General features: G+C 50.5%; 13 protein-coding genes. All 13 read right to left on the reverse strand.

From position 1 onward, the window contains the following. Window positions 1-108 precede the first annotated feature (108 nt). Entirely contained in the window at window positions 109-2,016 is a 1,908-nt protein-coding gene (acs, locus tag U2P89_RS01965; protein ID WP_322190470.1) for an acetate--CoA ligase, read from the reverse strand. A gap of 100 nt (window positions 2,017-2,116) precedes the next feature. After that, window positions 2,117-2,281, reverse strand: coding sequence for a hypothetical protein (locus U2P89_RS01970; RefSeq protein ID WP_322190471.1), 165 nt, complete (start codon window positions 2,279-2,281; stop codon window positions 2,117-2,119). A gap of 41 nt (window positions 2,282-2,322) precedes the next feature. Continuing rightward, window positions 2,323-3,339 (reverse strand): glycoside hydrolase family 5 protein, encoded by a 1,017-nt coding sequence (locus tag U2P89_RS01975; RefSeq protein WP_322190472.1) that lies wholly within the window; start codon window positions 3,337-3,339, stop codon window positions 2,323-2,325. Between the two features lie 4 nt (window positions 3,340-3,343). Then, window positions 3,344-4,543, reverse strand: a complete 1,200-nt coding sequence (locus tag U2P89_RS01980) for an AGE family epimerase/isomerase (protein ID WP_322190473.1) — start codon at window positions 4,541-4,543, stop codon at window positions 3,344-3,346. Window positions 4,544-4,595: 52 nt separating this feature from the next. Beyond that, window positions 4,596-7,031 carry a GH36-type glycosyl hydrolase domain-containing protein gene (locus tag U2P89_RS01985; protein ID WP_322190474.1) on the reverse strand — a complete coding sequence of 812 codons (2,436 nt, stop codon included), beginning with the start codon at window positions 7,029-7,031 and terminating at the stop codon, window positions 4,596-4,598. Window positions 7,032-7,082: 51 nt separating this feature from the next. After that, complete coding sequence (locus U2P89_RS01990) at window positions 7,083-8,504, reverse strand: MFS transporter (RefSeq protein ID WP_322190475.1); 1,422 nt, start codon at window positions 8,502-8,504, stop codon at window positions 7,083-7,085. Between the two features lie 9 nt (window positions 8,505-8,513). Beyond that, on the reverse strand, window positions 8,514-9,695 hold the full coding sequence (locus U2P89_RS01995) for a glycosidase (protein ID WP_322190507.1): 1,182 nt from the start codon (window positions 9,693-9,695) through the stop codon (window positions 8,514-8,516). A gap of 11 nt (window positions 9,696-9,706) precedes the next feature. Then, window positions 9,707-10,852: a glycoside hydrolase family 26 protein gene (locus U2P89_RS02000; RefSeq protein WP_322190476.1), complete on the reverse strand. Its 1,146-nt coding sequence runs from the start codon at window positions 10,850-10,852 to the stop codon at window positions 9,707-9,709. A 10-nt stretch (window positions 10,853-10,862) separates the two neighbouring features. Beyond that, on the reverse strand, window positions 10,863-12,260 hold the full coding sequence (locus tag U2P89_RS02005; protein WP_322190477.1) for a glycosyl hydrolase: 1,398 nt from the start codon (window positions 12,258-12,260) through the stop codon (window positions 10,863-10,865). A 6-nt stretch (window positions 12,261-12,266) separates the two neighbouring features. Continuing rightward, entirely contained in the window at window positions 12,267-15,089 is a 2,823-nt protein-coding gene (locus U2P89_RS02010) for a glycoside hydrolase (RefSeq protein ID WP_322190478.1), read from the reverse strand. Further along, window positions 15,086-17,455 (reverse strand): hypothetical protein, encoded by a 2,370-nt coding sequence (locus U2P89_RS02015; protein ID WP_322190479.1) that lies wholly within the window; start codon window positions 17,453-17,455, stop codon window positions 15,086-15,088. Before U2P89_RS02015 ends, U2P89_RS02010 begins: the two co-directional genes overlap by 4 nt. A gap of 28 nt (window positions 17,456-17,483) precedes the next feature. Continuing rightward, window positions 17,484-18,758 (reverse strand): glycan-binding surface protein, encoded by a 1,275-nt coding sequence (locus tag U2P89_RS02020; RefSeq protein ID WP_322190480.1) that lies wholly within the window; start codon window positions 18,756-18,758, stop codon window positions 17,484-17,486. 30 nt (window positions 18,759-18,788) lie between these two features. Further along, window positions 18,789-20,510: a RagB/SusD family nutrient uptake outer membrane protein gene (locus U2P89_RS02025; protein ID WP_322190481.1), complete on the reverse strand. Its 1,722-nt coding sequence runs from the start codon at window positions 20,508-20,510 to the stop codon at window positions 18,789-18,791. Between the last annotated feature and the right edge of the window lie 16 nt (window positions 20,511-20,526).

A 20,526-nucleotide genomic window follows, 5' to 3' on the forward strand; every position in this document is an offset into this window, starting at 1 on the left:
TATTTTCCAATATCAGTTTTATTCAAAACTGTGAAGATACTAAATTTATTGCATGAAGAAATGAGACAAAACCAAAATATTTAAAAAATCTATATCCGTATCCGTATGTTATACCCTTTCCCGACTGATCTCCTCTACGATTTCGGGATTGACCAAGGTTGTGATATCTCCGAAGTCGGACTGTTCTCCTTCGGCAATTTTACGTAGGATGCGCCGCATAATCTTCCCTGAGCGCGTCTTTGGCAATCCCGTTACGAACTGTATCTTGTCCAGCTTGGCAATGGCACCGATCTGGTCGGAAATCAGTTGGTTGATCTCTTTTGCAAGATTCTGCCGGTCACGCCATAAGCCGGTTTCTTTAAGCACTACAAAACCGTACAAGGCGTTCCCCTTGATATCGTGCGGATATCCCACGATAGCACTCTCTGCTACCGTCTGATGTTCGTTGATCACATCTTCGATGGGCGCGGTTCCCAGGTTGTGTCCCGAAACAATGATCACATCGTCTACCCTCCCGGTGATGCGGTAATAGCCCACCTCATCGCGTAGTGCGCCATCTCCTGAAAAATATTTACCGGGAAATGTCTTAAAGTAGGTATCGATAAAACGTTGATGATCTCCCCAGATGCTCCTTGCAATACCCGGCCAGGGATATTCAATACAAAGGTTTCCGATTTGCTGGTTGCCCTCGATCTCGTTTCGCAGCTCATCCATCAAAACCGGCTTAATCCCAGGAAGCGGCAGTGAAGCATAGGTAGGTTTAGTCGGCGTGACAAAGGGGATAGCCGATATCACAATACCTCCGGTCTCTGTCTGCCACCAGGTATCCACCAAGGGACACCGTTTGTTACCCACGTGGTCGTTATACCAGTGCCATGCCTCTTCGTTGATAGGTTCACCGACGGAGCCGATCACCTTTAGAGAGTCGAGACGGTAATCCCTGACATATTCAATCTTCTCTTTGGCCAGGGAACGGATTGCCGTGGGTGCCGTATAGAACTGATTGACCCGGTGTTTTTGGATTACCTCCCAGAAACGGCTATGGGTAGGATACGAAGGGATCCCTTCAAAGATAACAGTAGTAGCCCCATTGAGCAGCGGGCCGTAAATGGTGTAAGAGTGTCCTGTAACCCACCCGATGTCGGCCGTACACCAGTATATATCTCCCGGCATGTAATTAAATACATTTTTAAAGGTGTACGCCGTATAGACCATATATCCCGCCGTGGTATGCAGCATTCCTTTCGGTTTTCCGGTCGAGCCGGAAGTATAGAGAATAAAGAGGGGGTCTTCGGCATCCATCACCTCTGCCATACTGGTAGCGGGAGCCTCATCCAGTAGCGGTTGCAGCCAACGGTCACGTCCTTCTTTCATATCGATCTCCTGGCCGGTGCGCTTTACAACCAATACTCTTTCTATTGAAGGGGACTTTACAAGTGCTTCGTCCACGATACGTTTCAGATCGATGGTCTTGGTTCCACGGTATCCGCCATCTGCAGTAATGATAAGTTTACAGGTACAATCATTAATACGGGTAGCCAGGGCATTGGAAGAAAAACCGGCAAATACCACGGAGTGAATTGCACCTATACGTGCACAGGCCAGCACACTGAAAGCCAGTTCAGGAACCATGGGCAGGTAAATACATACCCTGTCGCCTTTCTGTACTCCTTGTTCCCGAAGCACATTAGCCATTTTGGAAACCTCGGCATACAGTTGGCTATAAGTATAATAGCGTGCCGGTTCGTCCGGATCGTTGGGTTCAAAAATAATGGCATTCTCATCCCCCCTGTTTGCCAGATGTCGGTCGATACAATTCTTGGTGATATTGAGTTTGGCATTTTTGAACCAGATAAATTCAGCCTTCTCCATATCAAATTCCAACACCTTATCCCATTTCCGGTACCAGGTGAAATTATTTTCTGCTATTTTCGCCCAGAACTTTTTGGGCTTTCGGATCGACTTTCGGTATACCTTAAAATATTGCTCTAAGGATTTGATCGAATAACTGCTCATATTATGCCGGATTTTTAATAGTTACAATTAAACAAAAAATATCCGGCAAAAGTTTTATTTTATCATGTTTAAACCATTTTTTATTTCGATTTAATATTATTTAAATAAATGATTGGTTTTTCGGGAGATAACAGATGAAATCATCTATCCGGTGAAAGGTAAGAAAATTAGCATTCAGATAGGTGGGATCGAAAGGAAGATAATTTGTTTTCAACCAGCTGTCAGCATCCAAAAGGTCGGCATCGACAGGCGCCGAGACAACCATGCAACAATAAAATCAGAGAGTCTATTCTTGTTTGCATCTGATCAGATATCCGGGTTTTCATCATTCGCGTTCCGGATAGAATTACGCGTCAGTTTTCCCCAAGGCTTGAGCAGGTCTTCCGTCCAGTTGCCATCGGCAGAGGCGCGGGGGAGCAGCATGGAGCAGGTTTCGTTCTTGTCGGAAACGGACCAGGCCACCCAGCTTATTTTCCGACTCTCCATCCAATCGACGTAGGTTTTCCATTCTTCTATGCCTAACCGTCCGTCGCCATTGGCTTCCGAGCCGCCGCACTCCGATACGAAAACGGGAATTCCTTTGGCAATCGCCTCGTCGGTCCGGTCACGCAGCCAGGCCTCGTGGGTCGCGGCGTAAAAATGCATGGTGTACATGATGTTGCTTACATCCCGGATCGGGTCTTCGGCTACCAGATGCAGGTCCTGGTCCCAATGGGGGCTGCCGACCAATATAATATTGTCGGGGTCGATCGCGCGGATGACGGCGATCACTTCTTCCGAATAGGTTTTTACTTCTTCCCATTCGAAATAATCGGGTTCGTTCCAGATTTCATAGATCACGTTCGGATATTCCCCGTATTTTTCGGCCATCCCGGCAAAGAATGTTTTGGCTTCTTCGGTGTATTTGTTGTGTGCGTGGAAGTCGATAATCACATAGATTCCGTTTTCAATAGCCGATTCGATGACAGGGGTGATGCACTGTAAGGCAAATTCGGGATTTTCCCGGTAGTTGTCTTCAATTTCCAAGCCCATTGCAGCCCTGACGACCGTGCATTTCCAATCGTCGGCCAGCCATTGCACCGCGTTCTTGTTATAGAAGCGGGGCCAGAGGTTGTGCCATCCGAGGCTGGCTCCCCGTAAAACGACGGGTTCGCCTTTTTCATTGCTCAATTGTGTGCCGATCACCTGTAAACGGCCGTTCTGCGCTACGATGGAACGGTAGTCCGTTTTCCTGTTGTTTTCCGTTTTTTTACTGCTGCCGGTACAGGACAAAGCAACAATAACAAAAAGAACCAGTGTGAGAATGATTGAGTTTTTCTTCATATGATTATTTATTTTTTGAACGGATCCGGTTTATGAGCTCCAGACACATGCGTCCGTTGTGGTAGGGGCATTTCCAAAAACCGGCCTTATCGTTTACCGTATCCTGATGCCCGTCCGCCGATACGGACCAGAACCATTCGCCGTGTTGTTTGTCTACGATATGCTGTTTGATAAAATCCCAACTCTTGCATACGTGATAAAGGTAGTCATTTTTACCCGAAACCTGATAGGCATTGAAAAATCCGACCATGGATTCGGCCTGCGGCCACCAGTCGCTGTTGTCGTCGAGATGCCCGGTAACGTTGTCTTTCTCATTCATCAGGGCGCCGTTGTCGCACAATCCCCCGGCGGCCGCGTCGGCCACTTTCAGCACCACTTCACGTATTTCATGTGATGTTTCTTCATCGTCCAGCACCACCGCGGCTTCGTCCAGTAACCAGGATGCTTCGATGTCGTGCCCGAAAGACACGGTGGTCGATTTTACGTGCCAGTCTTCATCGAAAAACAGACGCAGATGACCGGTATTCTGATCGATGATCTTATCCAGAAAGATCCTGATAAGGTTCTTCAGTTGGCATGCCAGGTGCTCGTCTTTCCAAACCCGGTAGAGGTTGGTATAGGCTTCGAGGACATGCAGATGGGTGTTCATCGTTTTTTTCTCGTTGGCGTCTTTTTCACTCAGGCGCAGGTCGTCGAGCAGCGCCCAGTCGCGGCTGTAGGCTTCAAGATAGCCGTTCTTTGCGGTATCGAAACTGTGCCGCTCGATCAGACCGAACAACGCTTTGGCTTCCGACAAAGCTTCTTCATCGCCGCTGGCACGGTAATACTCGGCAAGCGCGTAGATAAAAAAGGCCTGGCTGTATACCTGCTTTTTCGTGTCGGCCGGTGTCCCGTCGGCATGCAGCATCCAATAGGTGCCGCCGTACTGGTCGTCGAAGAAGTGCCGGAAGATATAGTTCTTTGCCCGTTTCGCTTCGGCGAGGTACGCTTCCGATCTCAGATGCAACGCGGCCGAAGAGAATGTCCACAGGATACGGGCATTGAGGATCCCGCCTTTTGGCGCGTCCTTCACCAATTCGTTTCCGCCGGTCATCCGTCCGTAATAACCGCCCCGCTCATGATCTTTCATGTTCGTCATCCAGAAAGGAAGGATGTTCCGGGTCAGTTCGTCGAGCACTTCATTTTTCAATAATACAATGGACATTTTATACAACAAATTAGGGAACGTATGATTATCGATGTCTTATGATTACTTTCTACAGGATTACCTCCACTTCGCATACGCTTCCCGCAGGTTGTACCGGAACAACATTGCCTTCTACCGGTTTCCCATTGACAATAACGGAAGATACTCCTTTCATTTTCCCGCCGGGGTTGTTTACGGTAATATGGTATGTCGCGCCGCGGAATTTGCGTGTGACGCCGTAGGTCTTCCACTCCGGGGAGATACAGGGATCGATTTCCAGGCGGTCGTACGCAGGCCGGATGCCCAGGATATACTGGGAGACGGCATAAAAGTTCCAGGCGGCCGTGCCGGTGAGCCAGGAGTTTTTGGCTTCTCCGGGCCTGAAAGCATCTTTTCCGGCGATCATCTGGGCGTACACATAAGGTTCCACTTTGTGGAGATCGCTGATAGGCTCGGTATAGGACGGACATATCTTCCGGAAATACTCCCAGGCACGGTCTCCTCTTCCGAGTACGGTCTCGCCGATAATGATCCAGGGGTTATTGTGGCAGAAAATACCGGCGTTTTCCTTGTATCCGGGGGGATAACTCGATATTTCGCCGTACCCGATATGGTATTCCGTATAGGCCGGTTGGTTGAGGACGATGCCGTGTTCACAGTCGAGCCGTTCTTTCACGGAGTCGAGCGCTTTCTCCACCAATCCCTCTCCCAGTCCGATCCCGGCCATGCTGCACCATCCGTTGGATTCGATAAAGATCTGCCCTTCTTCGTTTTCCCTGGAGCCGATCTTATTTCCGAAATAGTCGTAAGCACGCAGGAACCATTCCCCGTCCCAACCGGACTTTGTCACGGCATCCACCATTGCATCCACGTGTTTTTGCGCACGAGCGGCTTCCTCGTCCCTGCCGAGCCTTTTACAAAGCTCCGCATAATCACGGCCATACACCGTGAACAGTCCGGCGATCATCAGGCTCTCGGCTTTTGAACCTTCGGTTTTGTTTTCGGTGGTCTGGAAGCTTTCATCCGGATCGCTGGAAAAACAGTTCAGGTTAAGGCAGTCGTTCCAGTCGGCACGCCCGATCAACGGCAATCCGTGGGGCCCGAGGTTGTTGACCACGTGATCGAAAGAGACGGTGAGGTGCCCGAAAAGCGGCACTTCGGAACCGGGCACGTTGTCGAACGGTACCGGCTCATCCAGTATGGCAAAATCTCCGGTTTCCTTGATATAGGCTGTTGTCCCGAGGATCAGCCACAACGGGTCGTCATTGAAGCCCTGCCCTATTTCGTTGTTCCCTTTTTTCGTCAGAGGTTGGTATTGGTGATAGCAAGCGCCGTCCGGGAACTGCGTGGAAGCGATGTCGATGATGCGCTGACGGGCCCGTTCAGGAATTTGATGCACGAACCCGATCAGGTCCTGGTTGGAGTCACGGAAGCCCATGCCTCGACCGATGCCGCTCTCGAAGTAAGACGCCGAACGGGAGAAGCAGAAGGTGATCATGCATTGGTACTGATTCCAGGTATTCACCATCCGGTCAAGTTTTTCTTCGGGTGTCCGCACATTGAAGTTACTCAACAGGTTATCCCAATAAGCCCGTAATCCGGCAAAAGCTTCGTCCACTTTTCCGGCGGTATCGAAACGGGCAATTGTCGCTTTCGCCTTGTCCTTGTTGATGATGTTCCGGCTTTCCCATTTTTCGTCCTGCGCGTTCTCCACGTAACCCAGCACGAAGACCAGCTCTTTGCTTTCACCGGGATCCAAATTTATTTCAAGGCAATGCGAGGCGACGGGCGACCAGCCGTGGGCGACCGAATTACGCGGAGCGCCGTCCATGACCGTTTGCGGTTCGTCGAAGCCGTTATATAATCCGAAAAATGTTTCGCGGTCGGTATCGTACCCGTCTACCGGCTGATTGACGGAGTAATAGGCATAATGGTTCCGGCGTTCCCGGTATTCGGTCTTATGGTAGATGACGGAACCGTCGACCTCCACTTCTCCGGTGGAGAAGTTGCGCTGGAAGTTCTCCATATCGGTCGCGGCGTTCCACAAACACCATTCCACAAAGGAGAACAGTTTCAGCTTTTTCGTTGTACCGCTTTGGTTCCGAAGGGTCAGTTTCTGTACTTCCGCCTGTGTTTTTAGCGGGACAAAACAGAGCACTTCGGCCTCAATGCCATTCTTGCTGCCCCTGATCACGGTATAACCCATCCCGTGGCGGCATTCGTAGGCATCGAGTGTTGTTTTGCAGGGTTTCCATCCCGGGTTCCAGACCGTATCTTCATCCCTGATATAAAAATACTTCCCGCCGCTGTCCATCGGCACGTTGTTGTACCGATAACGGGTTATGCGGCGGAATTTGGCGTCTTTATAAAAGGAATATCCGCCGGCCGTGTTCGATATCAGGCTGAAAAAATCCTCGTTCCCTAGGTAATTGATCCAGGGCCACGGCGTGCGGGGGTCCGTAATGACGTATTCACGCTTCAGATCATCGAAATATCCGTATTGCATTCTTGCTGTTTTTTTAACCGATACAAGGGAGTTGCGTAGGCACTTGAGGGTTTACAACCCTGCCTGTGCCCGTTTCTTTTCCAGCAGTTCAAAATTCTCTTTCACCTTTTTATCCGACAGGGGATAGAAGGACATGCCGATGAATGCGAGCAAACAACAAACCGCAGGGAGCAGGCTCATCATGATTCGCTCGCCAAAAATGGTTTCAGCGCTTTGCTGCGCCACGTCGGGCATATAGTTGAACATGGCCAGTATCCACCCGCTCATGGCTGCGCCCAAGGCCCAACCTAACTTCTGGGACATGGATGATGACGAGAAAATCAAACCCGACGCGCGCCGGCCGGTAGCCAACTCCTGATGATCGACAATATCGGCAAACATCGACCACAACAACGGCAATACATAGCCGGCGAACATCGATGTAAAGAACTGCAAGATGAGAATATACACAATATTATTGGGTATGAAATAAAATCCGGTACTCAGCATTCCCGCCACCAGGATGGCGATGGCGTAAGTCTTTTTCTTTCCGTACTTTGCCGAGATGGAAGGGGCGAGGATTACCCCAAGGAGATTGGCCGCCTGTCCTACTAAAAAATAGATCGTAGTCATATCCCAGCCGGTCCCGGCCATGCGGTAGTTTACCTGTACGTAATCGCGGAAATAGTAGATCGCGACGCTGTCACGGATAGCATTGAAAAGCAGGGCCGCCAATCCGGTTCCTACCAGTATCCACCAGGGAGCATTCCTGAACAGGTTCTTCAGATCCTGTTTGACCGATACATTCTCTTCGCTTTCGATCTGCACGACCCGTTCCTTTGTCCAGAAGAAGCATAACAGGAACAGCACAATGCAGATGATCCCGATGGCCCCTACCCCCATTACCCACCCGATGGGGGCTGTGCTGACGGATGTCTCCACGACTTGTGTGGCTGAAACACCAGCTTCTCCGCCAAAATGTTTCGAGAAGAAATCGATCAGCGGCTGCAACAGCATGAAGGTGACGAAACTGCCGATAAAGGCGAATGACATACGGTAAGACGACAGTGAGTTCCGTTCCTTCGGATCGGAAGAAATGACGCCCAGCAACGAGGCATAAGGCACATTGATCAGGGAATACACGATCATCATCAGCGAATAGGTGACATAGGCATAGATTAATTTGCCGGTTTGTCCGAAATCGGGCGTAAAGAAGGTAATCACCCCCATCACGGCAAACGGTATGGCGAACCAGAGCAGGTAAGGGCGGTATTTTCCCCAACGGGTCTTTGTGCGGTCACTCATGATCCCGACAAAAAGGTCGAAGAAAGAGTCCCACAGGCGGGCGATAAGGAACATCGTGCCGGCGGCGGCGGCCGTTATGCCGAACACATCGGTATAGAAGAACAGGGAATACATCCCGAAGATCTTCCAGAACATGGAAGAGGCGGCATCACCGAAGCCGTAACCAATTTTTTCTTTTAGCTTTATCATTCCACTTATTTATTCCTTTTCATTTAAAAGTCTTAAGTTCCCATCGATCAATCTTTTCAGTGCATATACCGAGGCGAAGGTTGTCAATCCGTCTTCGGGAGTATGCAGGCAATAATCGACCAGTTGTTCCACGGTGGAAGTGGCTACATGCATCCGTGTATCGGACGAGGCATAGTAGATAAATACTTTTCCGTCGTCATCGGCGATCCAGCCATTCCCGAAAAGGACATTCGAGACATCTCCGATGCGTTCTTCTCCTTCGGGCGCCATAAAATATCCTCCCGGAGAGGCGATCAATTGCGAAGGATCTTCCAGCGAAGTCATGTACAAATATAATACATATCTCAATCCCGCGGCACAGGCTCTTACACCGTGCGCAAGATGAAGCCATCCCTGCGGTGTTTTGATGGGTGCGGGGCCTTCCCCGTTCTTCAGTTCTTTGATGGTATGGTAAAAACGCCGGTCGACGATCTTTTCTTTGGTGATCACCGCATGCGTGATATCGTCAATAAGCGCCCATCCGATACCCAGGCCGTTCCCGGCATTGATGAACCCGTCCTGCGGACGTGTGTACAGGGCGTACTGACCATTTACGAATTCGGGATGAAGGACCACATTCCGCTGCTGGCTTTTCGACTGGATATCCGGCAACCGTTCCCAACTGACCAGGTCTTTTGTCCGGACGATCCCGGCGGATGCTTTCGCTTTTGACAAGTCTCCCTGCTCTGCGGTTTCATCGAACCGTTCCACACAGAATATGCCGTAGATCCATCCGTCTTCATGGAGTGTGAGCCTCATGTCGTACAGATTCGTAGCCGGATCGTCATTTTCCGGTATCGCTACGGGATAATCCCAGAAGCGGAAATGATCGATCCCATTGGGACTTTCGGCAATCGCGAAAAAAGATTTCCGGTCAACCCCTTCCACCCGCACCATCATGAGGTATTTCCCCTGCCACTTGATCGCTCCCGCATTCATGGTTGCATTGATACCGATGCGTTCCATCAGGAGCGGATTGGTTTCCGGATTAAGGTCATACCGCCAGAATAGCGGGGTATGGGCTGCCGTCAATACCGGATTTTCATATCGTTGGTACCACCCGTTACTGTTTTCGGTGGGATGGTTTTTCTTTCCAATCAAGGCTTCGTGGTCTTCCTTTAATTTTTGCATTCTGTAGTTGAACAGACTCATATCTTTCATTTTTATGGGTTGTATATCATAAGTTGTTGTATATCGCGGCAAAAAAGCGTTTTAGGATGGTGATAAAACGCCATAAAATCCTTTTCGGACAGATGGCCGGGATAAGGGACATAATAGTGATCGGGCCTCTCCCGGGCATTTCTCCAGACCAGCACATAACTGACAGGATATTGATCCAGTACGGGAAGAAGGACATTTGTCCACCAGTCGGGAACAGGGATCGTTTCCAATCCGGTTTCGGTCAATGCGATGGGTTTATTTCGCTTCCCTGCTTCTTCTGTCATAAAAGAAAGGATGGTATGCAACGTATGCTGATACGCTTCTGTCCCTTTTTCATTATCCCTGTGGTAGCAATCCAGCCCGAACAAATCCACATATTCATCTCCCGGATACCGTTCCATGTATATTTCCCCGGGGCCCTGCGCATCGGGCGAGTACGCATACAGCAGGTTATCGGTTCCCCGGTCATCCAGGAATTCACGTGTCATGGACCAGAGTTGCTTGTATTCATCAACGGTACAATAATCTTTCCCCCACCAGAACCAACTGCCGGTATGTTCATACCAGGGGCGGAACAATACGGGGATCTTTGTCCCGTCGTCGGTCTGCAGGGAATGGAAAAAATCCGCCACCGATTGCAGCCATCCTAAGAACAGTTCGTGCTTATCACCACCGGGCAAGATAGACGTAACGACACCACCTGTCCCAACATCCCACGAATGGCTGCCCGTCAGGGGATTATCGGCATGCCAGCTTATGGTTACCATGCCGCCGCGGTTGTAGTGACGGATGATCTCCTGCCGGATTTTCTCAAACGAAACATTGTCGATGTTTTTATCGTGCCCCAATTCGATTTTTCCGAGGTCGAACCCGAGCACCGCAGGGTAATCACCCACTACACTATGCACGTCGGAACGGCCGCTGTCGCCTTCCCAGCCGATCCCATAAAGGGTGGCATCCTGATGGCCGAAAAGAAATCCTTTACGGGCAACGGCCGTCAGGTTTTTCAGCAAGTGCTGAGTTTCGATGGTGCGTCCCGATGGTTCATCCTGGTGACCGGAACGGTTTTCCTGCGATTTTTGATTGCATCCACCCATGATCGTGATGATACACACAATGGATAGTATCTGATAAATGGTTTGTATCATATTTTTTATGTTATTTCAGTGACGGCATTTGATCCCTGGTAATCACATAATCGTTCTCCAGCGCTTTTTCCCAATACTGTATGTCGGCGTGTATATGTGTTTGTTCGTTGAAAGCGGCGGACGATGGATCGACGGTACGGTTATAGTCGTACCACGGCATCGTCCACGACCATTTTATGCCGGCGTCCCATTGGTCGGACAATCCGGCAATATTGCCGAACTCGCTCAGGGTGATGAGCTTGTCGGGGAACTCGTCGGTTAAGCTATCGTAGATGCCGGACACGGCTGTCAGGCCTTTGTTGTAAATATCGCAGCCGATGATATCCACATAGTCATCTCCCGGATACCAGTCGTAATCATCGGTCTGGCTTGTCCACACCCAGATAAGATTGTTCAGCCCTTTGGTTTTGAAGGTTTCGAACATCAGTATCCATAATGTGCGGTAGGATGCGGCATCTCCTGCTCCCCACCAGAACCACTTACCGGATGCTTCATGCAGAGGGCGCCAGATCACCGGGATGTTCTTTTCTTTCAGCAATAACAGGTTCCCAGCTATTTTCTCAAGATCTGCCTTTATGACACTGTTTTCGTCGGTTCCGTCAATGACAGCCTGCCGTATATCGAAAGCGGTCTCTCCGTCACCCCCGTTTTTCCCGACAGCGTAGAACCCATGTCCGTTGCTGTTGGCTCCTGACGGCACATTCCAGTGCCAACCGGCGGCGATCAGCCCGTTATTTCCCCACCATTCTTCGGCGACCCGGATATCCTCGTAATTGATCCAATTGGCGGGGGAAGCGTAGAGGTGAACATAGTCGAAACAATTGAGTGCCGGATATTTGCCCGTATGTGTATGGACCCATTCCGCTTCGTGCGTGTTCCAGGCCACATTGGCCATAACGCCCGAAATGATTTTCTCTCCATAGCTCTCCACCAGAAAATCATATACCCGTTGGGCTTGGGGTGAAGGGTCAGGAGATACAAGGGTTTTATTGATCGTGCTGTTGGCGCTGCCTCTTGTAGTGAAACGGACGGTTATTTCATCGGCGGACACACCGGTCGGTCCCTTTACTTTTCCGGCAGGGATCACCAGGGTGTAGGCGGTGGCCTTCTCCAGTGCAGCCGTCACCGTTAACTCCTTGAAGGCCGCGGCAGCTTTCGTTATCTCATTGCCGTTCAGGCGGATCTCATGCGGACTGGCCAGCACGATATTCTGATCAAACGTAAGCAGTATCGTCTGTTCGCCGGTGGATACGTTTTCGCTCCCATCGGCAGGCACCGAAGAAACCAGTTTCGGCTTTTCCAGTTCCGGTATCTTTTCGTCTCCTCCATCACTGCATGTAACGAAAACGAATAAAAGCGCCAACAGATGGCAGCAGGCTCCGGCAATTCTATTTTTATAGTGACTCATAATCATTTATTGGTACGTGGTGATATTTTTCACGCCCACGATCTCTTTTCCCCCGACAGTCGTGGTAAACAGTCCGGTGAGTTCTTCCGGTGTGAACGCTGTGGCGGGAGCAAATCCGGGTGAGGAGATATACTGTAGTATCGCTCTCCGGAATTGTCGTCCTTCAGGTTTGCCGGCAATGGCTTCCATGTTGCACATATTGACCAGCAGTTTTCCCTGGCCGACCCGCATTTCGAAGAGCAAGCCGAGCTTATGGTTCCGTTCGATGTTATCGATCACCTGTATAAGAGGCTTGTATCCCCGGGGAGTCCTGTTTAAGATGAAGGGTCTCGAATTCTTTGCAATGATCCACCATTGCCAGTTACTATGCATATCGGTCGGGAATTCCCGGAAGAAAGGATGATCCGGATCGGTCAACAGGGACAATGTGCCGGGTGACACCTCCCGGTTGAGCTGTTCCGATATGCTTTTGAACATAGCATAGTTCCAGTAATCGGGGGTAAACAGCCCTCCGACGGACAATGGTTCTATTTCCGTATGGACAGGAGAGAACAGTACCTTCTTTCCCTCCTTCAACAGGTCCAGGGCGTCCTGTAACGACGTTGTCTCTTCCAGTTCCGGATCGACCGCGCCGTCTTCGTTCTCAGGATAAACCCATATCTGATAAGAGTTGGTATAAGGCCCCCTATTCAATACGAGCCGTAACGAGGCAGCATGGTCTATCTCCCGCAACGGTACGCTGACCGTTCCGACTTCCGATAGCCCGCCCTGCGCAACATGTATGCCGTTTATGGACCCGGAAGAGACCGTCTCGTTCGTGCGGATATTTTGCAGGCTCCAGTTCAATGGTTCATTCGTCAATGCTTTATCCGAGAAATTACTGATCTTCAATAAGGCAGTAAAGGTCTCATCGCTGCTCCAGCAATATTTGGGGAAGAGAGCCAATGGAACGATTTCACCGCAGAAACCGCGGAATTCTTCGGGCGTAACTGCTCCTTTGCTGTCCATAAAGGCGTCCAGCAAGCCGACATAAGCGCTTCCCTGACCGGGATAATCCTGCAGGTCGAGTAACTGAAACCCTCCGAACCCGGGCGTACGGAAACACATTTCGATATCGGCCTTGTAACAGAGGGCGGCAAAACGGGCGGAGGCTTTATGAAAATCATCGGCCTGATCCGCCAGTCCGTTTTGTTGAAGGCGTTCACGAAACACCTCCATGTTGTAGGGATAGAGCACCCCGGTATATTTTTCGATCTCGCCGTAATCGGGGTACACCTGGAACTGCCCGTTCTCGTGGCTGATCACCGGTACGGTACAGCCGGCCACGGCTTGTTCGAATGCCAGATCCGTGGAAGGGTACGTTCCGTTCATATACCCGCCGTCCTTCGCATCGGCAAAGGAAAAGGTAGCGCGGGCATGTGTGGAATAATCACCGGAGCCGACCTCGCCGCCTACCCGGCAGGTGACAAAAAAGTCTTCGCCTTCCTGTTGCCCGGCCGTCCCTAATGCGTTGTTGGCACCAAAGGCATACAGGCGCCGGTCATCACTCGTCCTGAAGTTGTCCACCATCGTGCGCATATAACCGGTATCGCCTCCCAGTTCATTGCCTAAGGCCATCATCACAAATGAGGGATTGTTCCCGTAAGCGGTCAGTATTCCTTCTCCTTCGCGGATCAGGAAATCGTTCAAATCCTTGTTCTCCGGATCCATCATCCCCCAGTAAGGCAATTCGGCCTGCATATAGATTCCCTCTTCGTTGGCCGCATCGAAGGCTGCCTGCGGGGGAGTCCAGGAGTGGAACCGGTAATGGTTCAGGCCGTACTGTTTCGATATGCGCATCTGCCTCACCCATTCTTCTTTCTCCATCGGCGGATAGCCTGTCAGGGGGAAGACACAGGCGTCGTGTTTGCCCCGCAGAAATGTTTTCAGCGAATTGATGCTGAATTGGGTCCCTTCGGTAGAGAAATCGCGGAAGCCAATATCGGTGGTGTAACGATCTTTTTTGTCCTGATAGCTGAGTTCGAAATGCAATTTGTACAATGCAGGGTCGAATTCGCTCCAGAGAAGTGGTTTTTTACCTGTTGAGATCTGAAATTCATAGATCCCGGTGCCTTCTTTCAGCGCCATTTCAAACTGTTGCCGGGGCACCGATGCTTTTTCCTTTGTATTCCACGCATACCCTTCCACAGTGATCACGGCATCGCCGCTTGCGGATGAACGGATAAGGGCCTTGACGCGGACGGTGTGTGTTTCGGTATCGGGGAATAGCTGCAGGTTTTCGATCAGGATCCCTTCGTTCGCCTCCAGTCCGAATTTACCGAGGATGCCGTTCCAGTTCGTCTGAGTAGCGTCGGTCCACGCGTGTGAACCGTGTATTCCGGAAGGTACGGATCCGGGACCATTGTCGATCTCGATAGAGATCGTGTGTTTTCCGGGGGTCAGCCGCCCGATATCGTATATCTGCGGAGAGAGGATCAACGAACTTGTCCCCATACTGTCGCCGTCGATACGGAGCACGGACGGTTTTGCCCGTTCCATGATAAGCCTCCATTCCTTGTGCGCAGAGGACGCCGGGATCTCTACCTCGCGGGTATAGGTGACCTTGCCTTCATACGGATGCAAACGTGTAAGCCGGGATGTATTGAGCGTATCGGTATTCCGTGGTGCGAGACGGCTTTCGTCGATCGTCCCGGGAAGTCCGACGCTCCCCAGTTCAGTCTGCCATGTTCCGGCAAGCGGGATGAATTCCCGTTCGCTGAAAGCGGTCTCCTGCCCGGTACATCCGAGCAAGAGACAGACAAGTATCCACGGAATGATTTTTTGCGTCACTCTATCGTAACTTTATTGAATATCAGGTCCGAACCCTGGATAATCAAGCCGGCGCCAATATAATCACCCTCAACAGCCTTTTTATCCTCAATCTGGTCAAGAATAGCCCGGGTGAGTGTCACTTCAAGCACACGGCTTTCAAATGTCCACCCGTAGACATCTGTCGGCACCAGCGTTGCACTACCTATCTCAGTGAATACCAATTGACCCCATGTGCCGTCGTTGATCTGGGCCTGCGCCCATTTTTGGTCGATCTGGTCAAAGTAAAACCGCATCTTGGCACCGGCCCTCACACTGCTGAAGGTGGAAGCCGGAACCACGACCCGTCCCCCGTCACTCCAGGTTAACGTGACCGGACCGGTCCAGACAGTGGTTTCCAGGGCGACCTTATAGGTGATGGATACTTTAGAGATGATCCAATTTTCACCTTGTATAACAATACCGCCTTTGGTGCGGAAACGTTCTACCAGTTCGGGCGTCAGCGAGAGTTCAATTTCTTTTACATCTTTCCCTCCTGCATTGTCTGTAGTCAGGTAAGCGCCGCCTATTTCAGGGAACGAAATACCATTGTTGTTCCAGGTTCCGTCATTGAACTGAATTTGTCCCCAGGCATCTTTCTGGGCAAAATATATCTTCATTTTGGCGTCGGAAGGGATATCCCTGTCGAATTCGCTTGCAGGAATGAGAACCCGTGGATCAGACCAGCTACCGAGGTCGGTCAGTGTGTTGAAAATAACGATTTCCACATCCGTTGCCGGGATAAAGGCTATATTGTATGTGACCTCTCCATTCGAAGACACCAGTGTAACCTTACTGTTGGCATTCGCCAATTGCGGAATCTCAAAATAGAGCCTATTCTGGTTGATGATGTACTGGACGTTCGCTCCATCCACTTGCACACCGGTCAGTTTGTCTCCGTTGGCAATACCGATCGTCATGACCGTACCCCCTTTCTGGAGCTCATCGTCTTCACCCGGCAACACGGGGATATAAGCGAACTGGGGAGCGTTAATAGTCAATCTGGGAAATTCAACGCTTTCGCCGTTGGCCATATAGGCTGTAAGGACACCGGTCTCCACGTTCATCGTCGGCATCGCAACGGTCAGTCTGGTGGGCGATTCTGCGGAAACCTCCACTTCCCCGCCGCCGGTAAATGCCACTTTTACCACAAGGTCGAGGTGGTTCCCGGAAATAACGACATCCCCTCCCAACGATACGGCATCGCTTTGATAAGCCGTATGTTCGGGTTTCTCTGTTTCGATCGGTACTTCAACGGACATACCACTACCTGTATTGAGCAGCAGGTTGCCGCTGATGGCCAAAGCAGGCATCGCTACTTTTACTTCGGTAGCTGTTTGAGACGTTGGCTCAACCGCTTCCCCTACACCCGGGAAAGTAATATCCGTAATAAGTTCCATATTGACACCCGTCAGAATTATCTCATCACCGGCGCGCAATCCGGCGGCCGGAGTGGCCACTACTTCGGTAGGCAATGCCATGCCGATGTTGGCAATCGTAACTTCCACGCCGGAAGCAGGTACCATCACCACCGCACCATCCGACATATTTTCCGGCAGGACAAAGCTGATTGCCTCACCTTCCGCGGCAGATTTCACTTCGAACTCCACTTCATCGCCGTTCGGCATTCGCAGTGCCTTCACCAGATCGAGATCCTTACCGGCAATCTCAATGAGATCCCCCGGTTTTTTACCCGTCAGGTCGGCCACGGCATCTACGGAAGGCAGCACCACGCTCAGTTCTTCGTCCGAGTATATCCAGTTGGGCAATTCGGCTGCGTCTGAAATAACGACTTTTCCGCTTTGGGCTTCAGCCGGGACTACCACCTGGATTTCATCGCGCTGGTGCTTGATAAAGGCAGCTTCGGCGACGATCACACCGTCCGTGAAGATGACTTCATGCATCAGGTTCAGGTATTCTCCCGTAATGGTCAGCACTTCTCCCGGTTTAAGACTCAACGGGGAGATCGATTTTAGTGAAATAGGTTCGGAATAGGTCAGAGTTGTTTTTGTCGTGATATCACCTTTAGGTGTATGCAAAACCACGTAACCCACCTCGGCTGTCTGGGGAACGGTAACACGGATTTCCGTTTCGCTGATCACCTTAATATCCGTAATTTCGGTACTCCCCGGGATAAGGACGCCTGTCACCTGGTTCATCCCGCTGCCCAGAAAACGCAGTTCTCCACCACGCGCTACGGGACTCGGGCCAAAGACATTCAGTTCGATACCACCCGAATATTGATTGGTATCCAGTTCATCGCCAGTGTCACAGGCGGGAATGAGCAAGCCGGAGACCAGTACCATACACATCATCCAAAGGGCCTGTAAGCTATTTGTTTTCTTCATGATTATCATCTTTTTTATCATTGGAACATTAATTTGCAGGAACTACACGTATATTATCAATCCCCATCAGTATAGGGCCGTTGGTTCCGGCATTTTGCGGCCCGGCATAAAGGACGAACGTCAATCCGGTGAACGAATCCTTGTCAAGACTGTTTGCACTGGCCGCCCCATAGCGGGTGTATATGAAATTGCTCAACGGGACCGTAACGGTAACCCACTCATCAGCGGTATCGTAAGAGCCTGTTTCGAGCCATGGCGTCCACAACCCCCTGGGTATTTCATCATTTCCGATATACCCGTTATTGCCTGTGGCGTATGTCACATTAGCATTGCTGGTAAAAATCATCTGCAAGCTGGTTGTCGTCCAGGGAGTACTTGCCGGGATAAAACATTCGAACTTGAGCTGGAGCGTCCTCCATTCCTCGGCATCGAACAGGGTAGAGAGTTCCGGATAACCAGCAGTCGGTTCAGGCCAGTAATTGAACGATTGGCGATCCTCGTCGGGCCAGGCCGTATTATCAAGGTTTCCGCTAAAAACCAGATAATTACCGTCCAGCGGCTCAATGCCTTCGGTTGAGTTGGATACAACACCGTTTCTCCAACCGTGTCCGGAAGCCAAGCCTTTTATCCCGTCCCAGTCGAACAGGAAACCGCGGGCATCCATATAGTGAAAATTGGAACGCCCTGTACCGTAAATGGATTTCACCGTCACATTCCCGCTCAGTTCCGCACCTTCAGGAACCACAAAACGGACAGCCGTTTTGCTGATACTCAGGAACTCCGTCACGGCCACGTTTCCGGGGAAATTGATCTCTAACGGGACATTCGCATCGTCCAGCAGGTAATCGCCATAAATCGTAGCCACGCTTCCCGGTTTGGCATATTCGTTCGACATGGACCTGACCTGGGGAGCAGGGACCAGCACCTTAAAGTCGTAGGCGACGGTATCTTTATTGATATTGACCATATAGATTTTATTGGTCACATTGGCAGGGATGGTTTTCGGAACATCCACAATCACCGTATGGTCCGTCATCAGGCTCGTATTCAGGATGGCCTTCTGATCATTGAAGTAAAGTTCGTAGATACTACGCAGGTTATCGCCCACCAGGCAGATGGTATTTGCCATGTAAGCGCCGTCAATCAAAGAATCAGCCACGGCGGGATTTGTCATTCTCACATACTTTACAGTAGGCAGGCCGTCCGCCACTTCGTATTTATCCGGCTCGTCAACACACGCAGTCATCACGGTGCCCAACAGCACCATAGCGCTTACAGCAAAAAGCCGACTGATATTTTTCATCCTATATTTCATCTTTTCACAGCATTATAATTAATAACTAAATTCACTACGTACATCCACGCGAACCGGGTCTTCCATAAGGTTCGGATTGAAAACCACATCTTCGGTAGGGAACGGCAAGGTAAAGCTGGAAACCGTTACATTCGGTATCTGCGGATTGTCATTATACTTCTGGTCACCGGTAATGGTAAATGATCCATCCTCGAAATATTTCTTATATAAGGCGTCTAATCCATAGTATACGTCACGGCGCTGGGCTTTCAATTCATTGATGGCGCGTTGGGGATTATAATAAGACAACCGCACGTAATCATACCAGCGATCCCCTTCGCAAGCCAGTTCGAGACGACGCTCTTTCCAGACGTCTTCCCATGTAACCGATGCGGGACGCTCATACGTCGCCACGGCACGGCTGCGCACGGCATAGAATGCATCGATCGCTGCGGCATCGGTCGTGGAAGCGCTGTTTCCGATCTTTGCCTCAGTATAGATCAGATATACATCGGACAAACGTAAAATATGTGTGCTTAACCCGCTGACCATATTTCCGGCCGAGAGGCCCAGTCCGGCTATATGGTCATTGTTATTCCCGTATAAATGCTTCACGCTGTTGGATCCGGTAGGAGACGCCATTTGTCCGGGGCCTCCCGCGCCGTATTCCGCGTCATACAAGAACCTCAGGTAATCGAAACCGCCTTTGTCTTTCCAGAAATAGTCGTATTTGTCCCCGATCATCATCATCGAGGCTTTGCGGCGGGTATCCGTCTCGTAACGGTCGGCGGGCGACTGAAGCGCACTGACGCCGAAAGCATCCTGCAAATCGACGGATGGGCCGCCCCATTCTCCCCAGGTATCGCCAAATTCGCTGAACCCCTTCATTCCCAGGTCGGATTGCAATGTATTCTGGGCTGTCCAGGGATCACGGGTGGGGTACCAGTGCCAGGCCAAGAGCGACTCTTCACTTTTGTTGTTTTCAAGACGGAACACGTCGGAATAATTTTCGAGGAGATTACGTCCTGAGTGATCGATCACATTTTTGGCATGCATGGCCGCCTTATCCAGGTCGTCCTGGTTACGGGAACCGGACTGTCCGACGCCGGATCTGGTCAGATACACTTTGGCCAGCAAACCCTCGGCTGAATAACGGTCGATACGTCCCGCGGACGCACTTTCGGGTAATAATTCGATCGCTTTTTCCAGGGTCATGACAATGTATTCATATACGTCCGGAACCGCCACCTTATATTTATTGTTATAGGTTCCGTTGACCAGTTCGTCTGTATTATCGTGGATAATGGGTACTGCCCCGAACGAACGAACCAGATAGAAGTAAGCCATCGCTTTCCAGGTCAGGGCCTCTCCCATACAGGCATCGATAGTCGCCTGCGAAGCCTTCGCCGTCTTCAGTCGGTTATACACCGTATTGGCATGCCCATTCACAGCCCATAGGGAGTAGGACATGTTCACCAGATCTTCGTCTGTCCCGTTTACGGTAAAGGTTAGATAGGGGCTGTTACCCATATAGTAATTACCGGAAAGGACTTCTCCCACTTTGATAAAACCGCGTTGGAAATCATACCAGGGGGAATTATAAAGATAGTTGACCCCTTGTATACACTGTTCATCATTCTGATAAAAATTGGCCTCATTGTAGTTGTCTTCGGTCGGACGGTCCAGGAAATCTTCACAGGAAGACATCCCGATCCCGAATACAAAGGCAAGGGCTACATATTGAATATCTTTTATTTTCATACGATTATTTTATTTG

The organism is Proteiniphilum sp., from assembly GCF_034331125.1.
Lineage (GTDB): Bacteria > Bacteroidota > Bacteroidia > Bacteroidales > Dysgonomonadaceae > Proteiniphilum > Proteiniphilum saccharofermentans.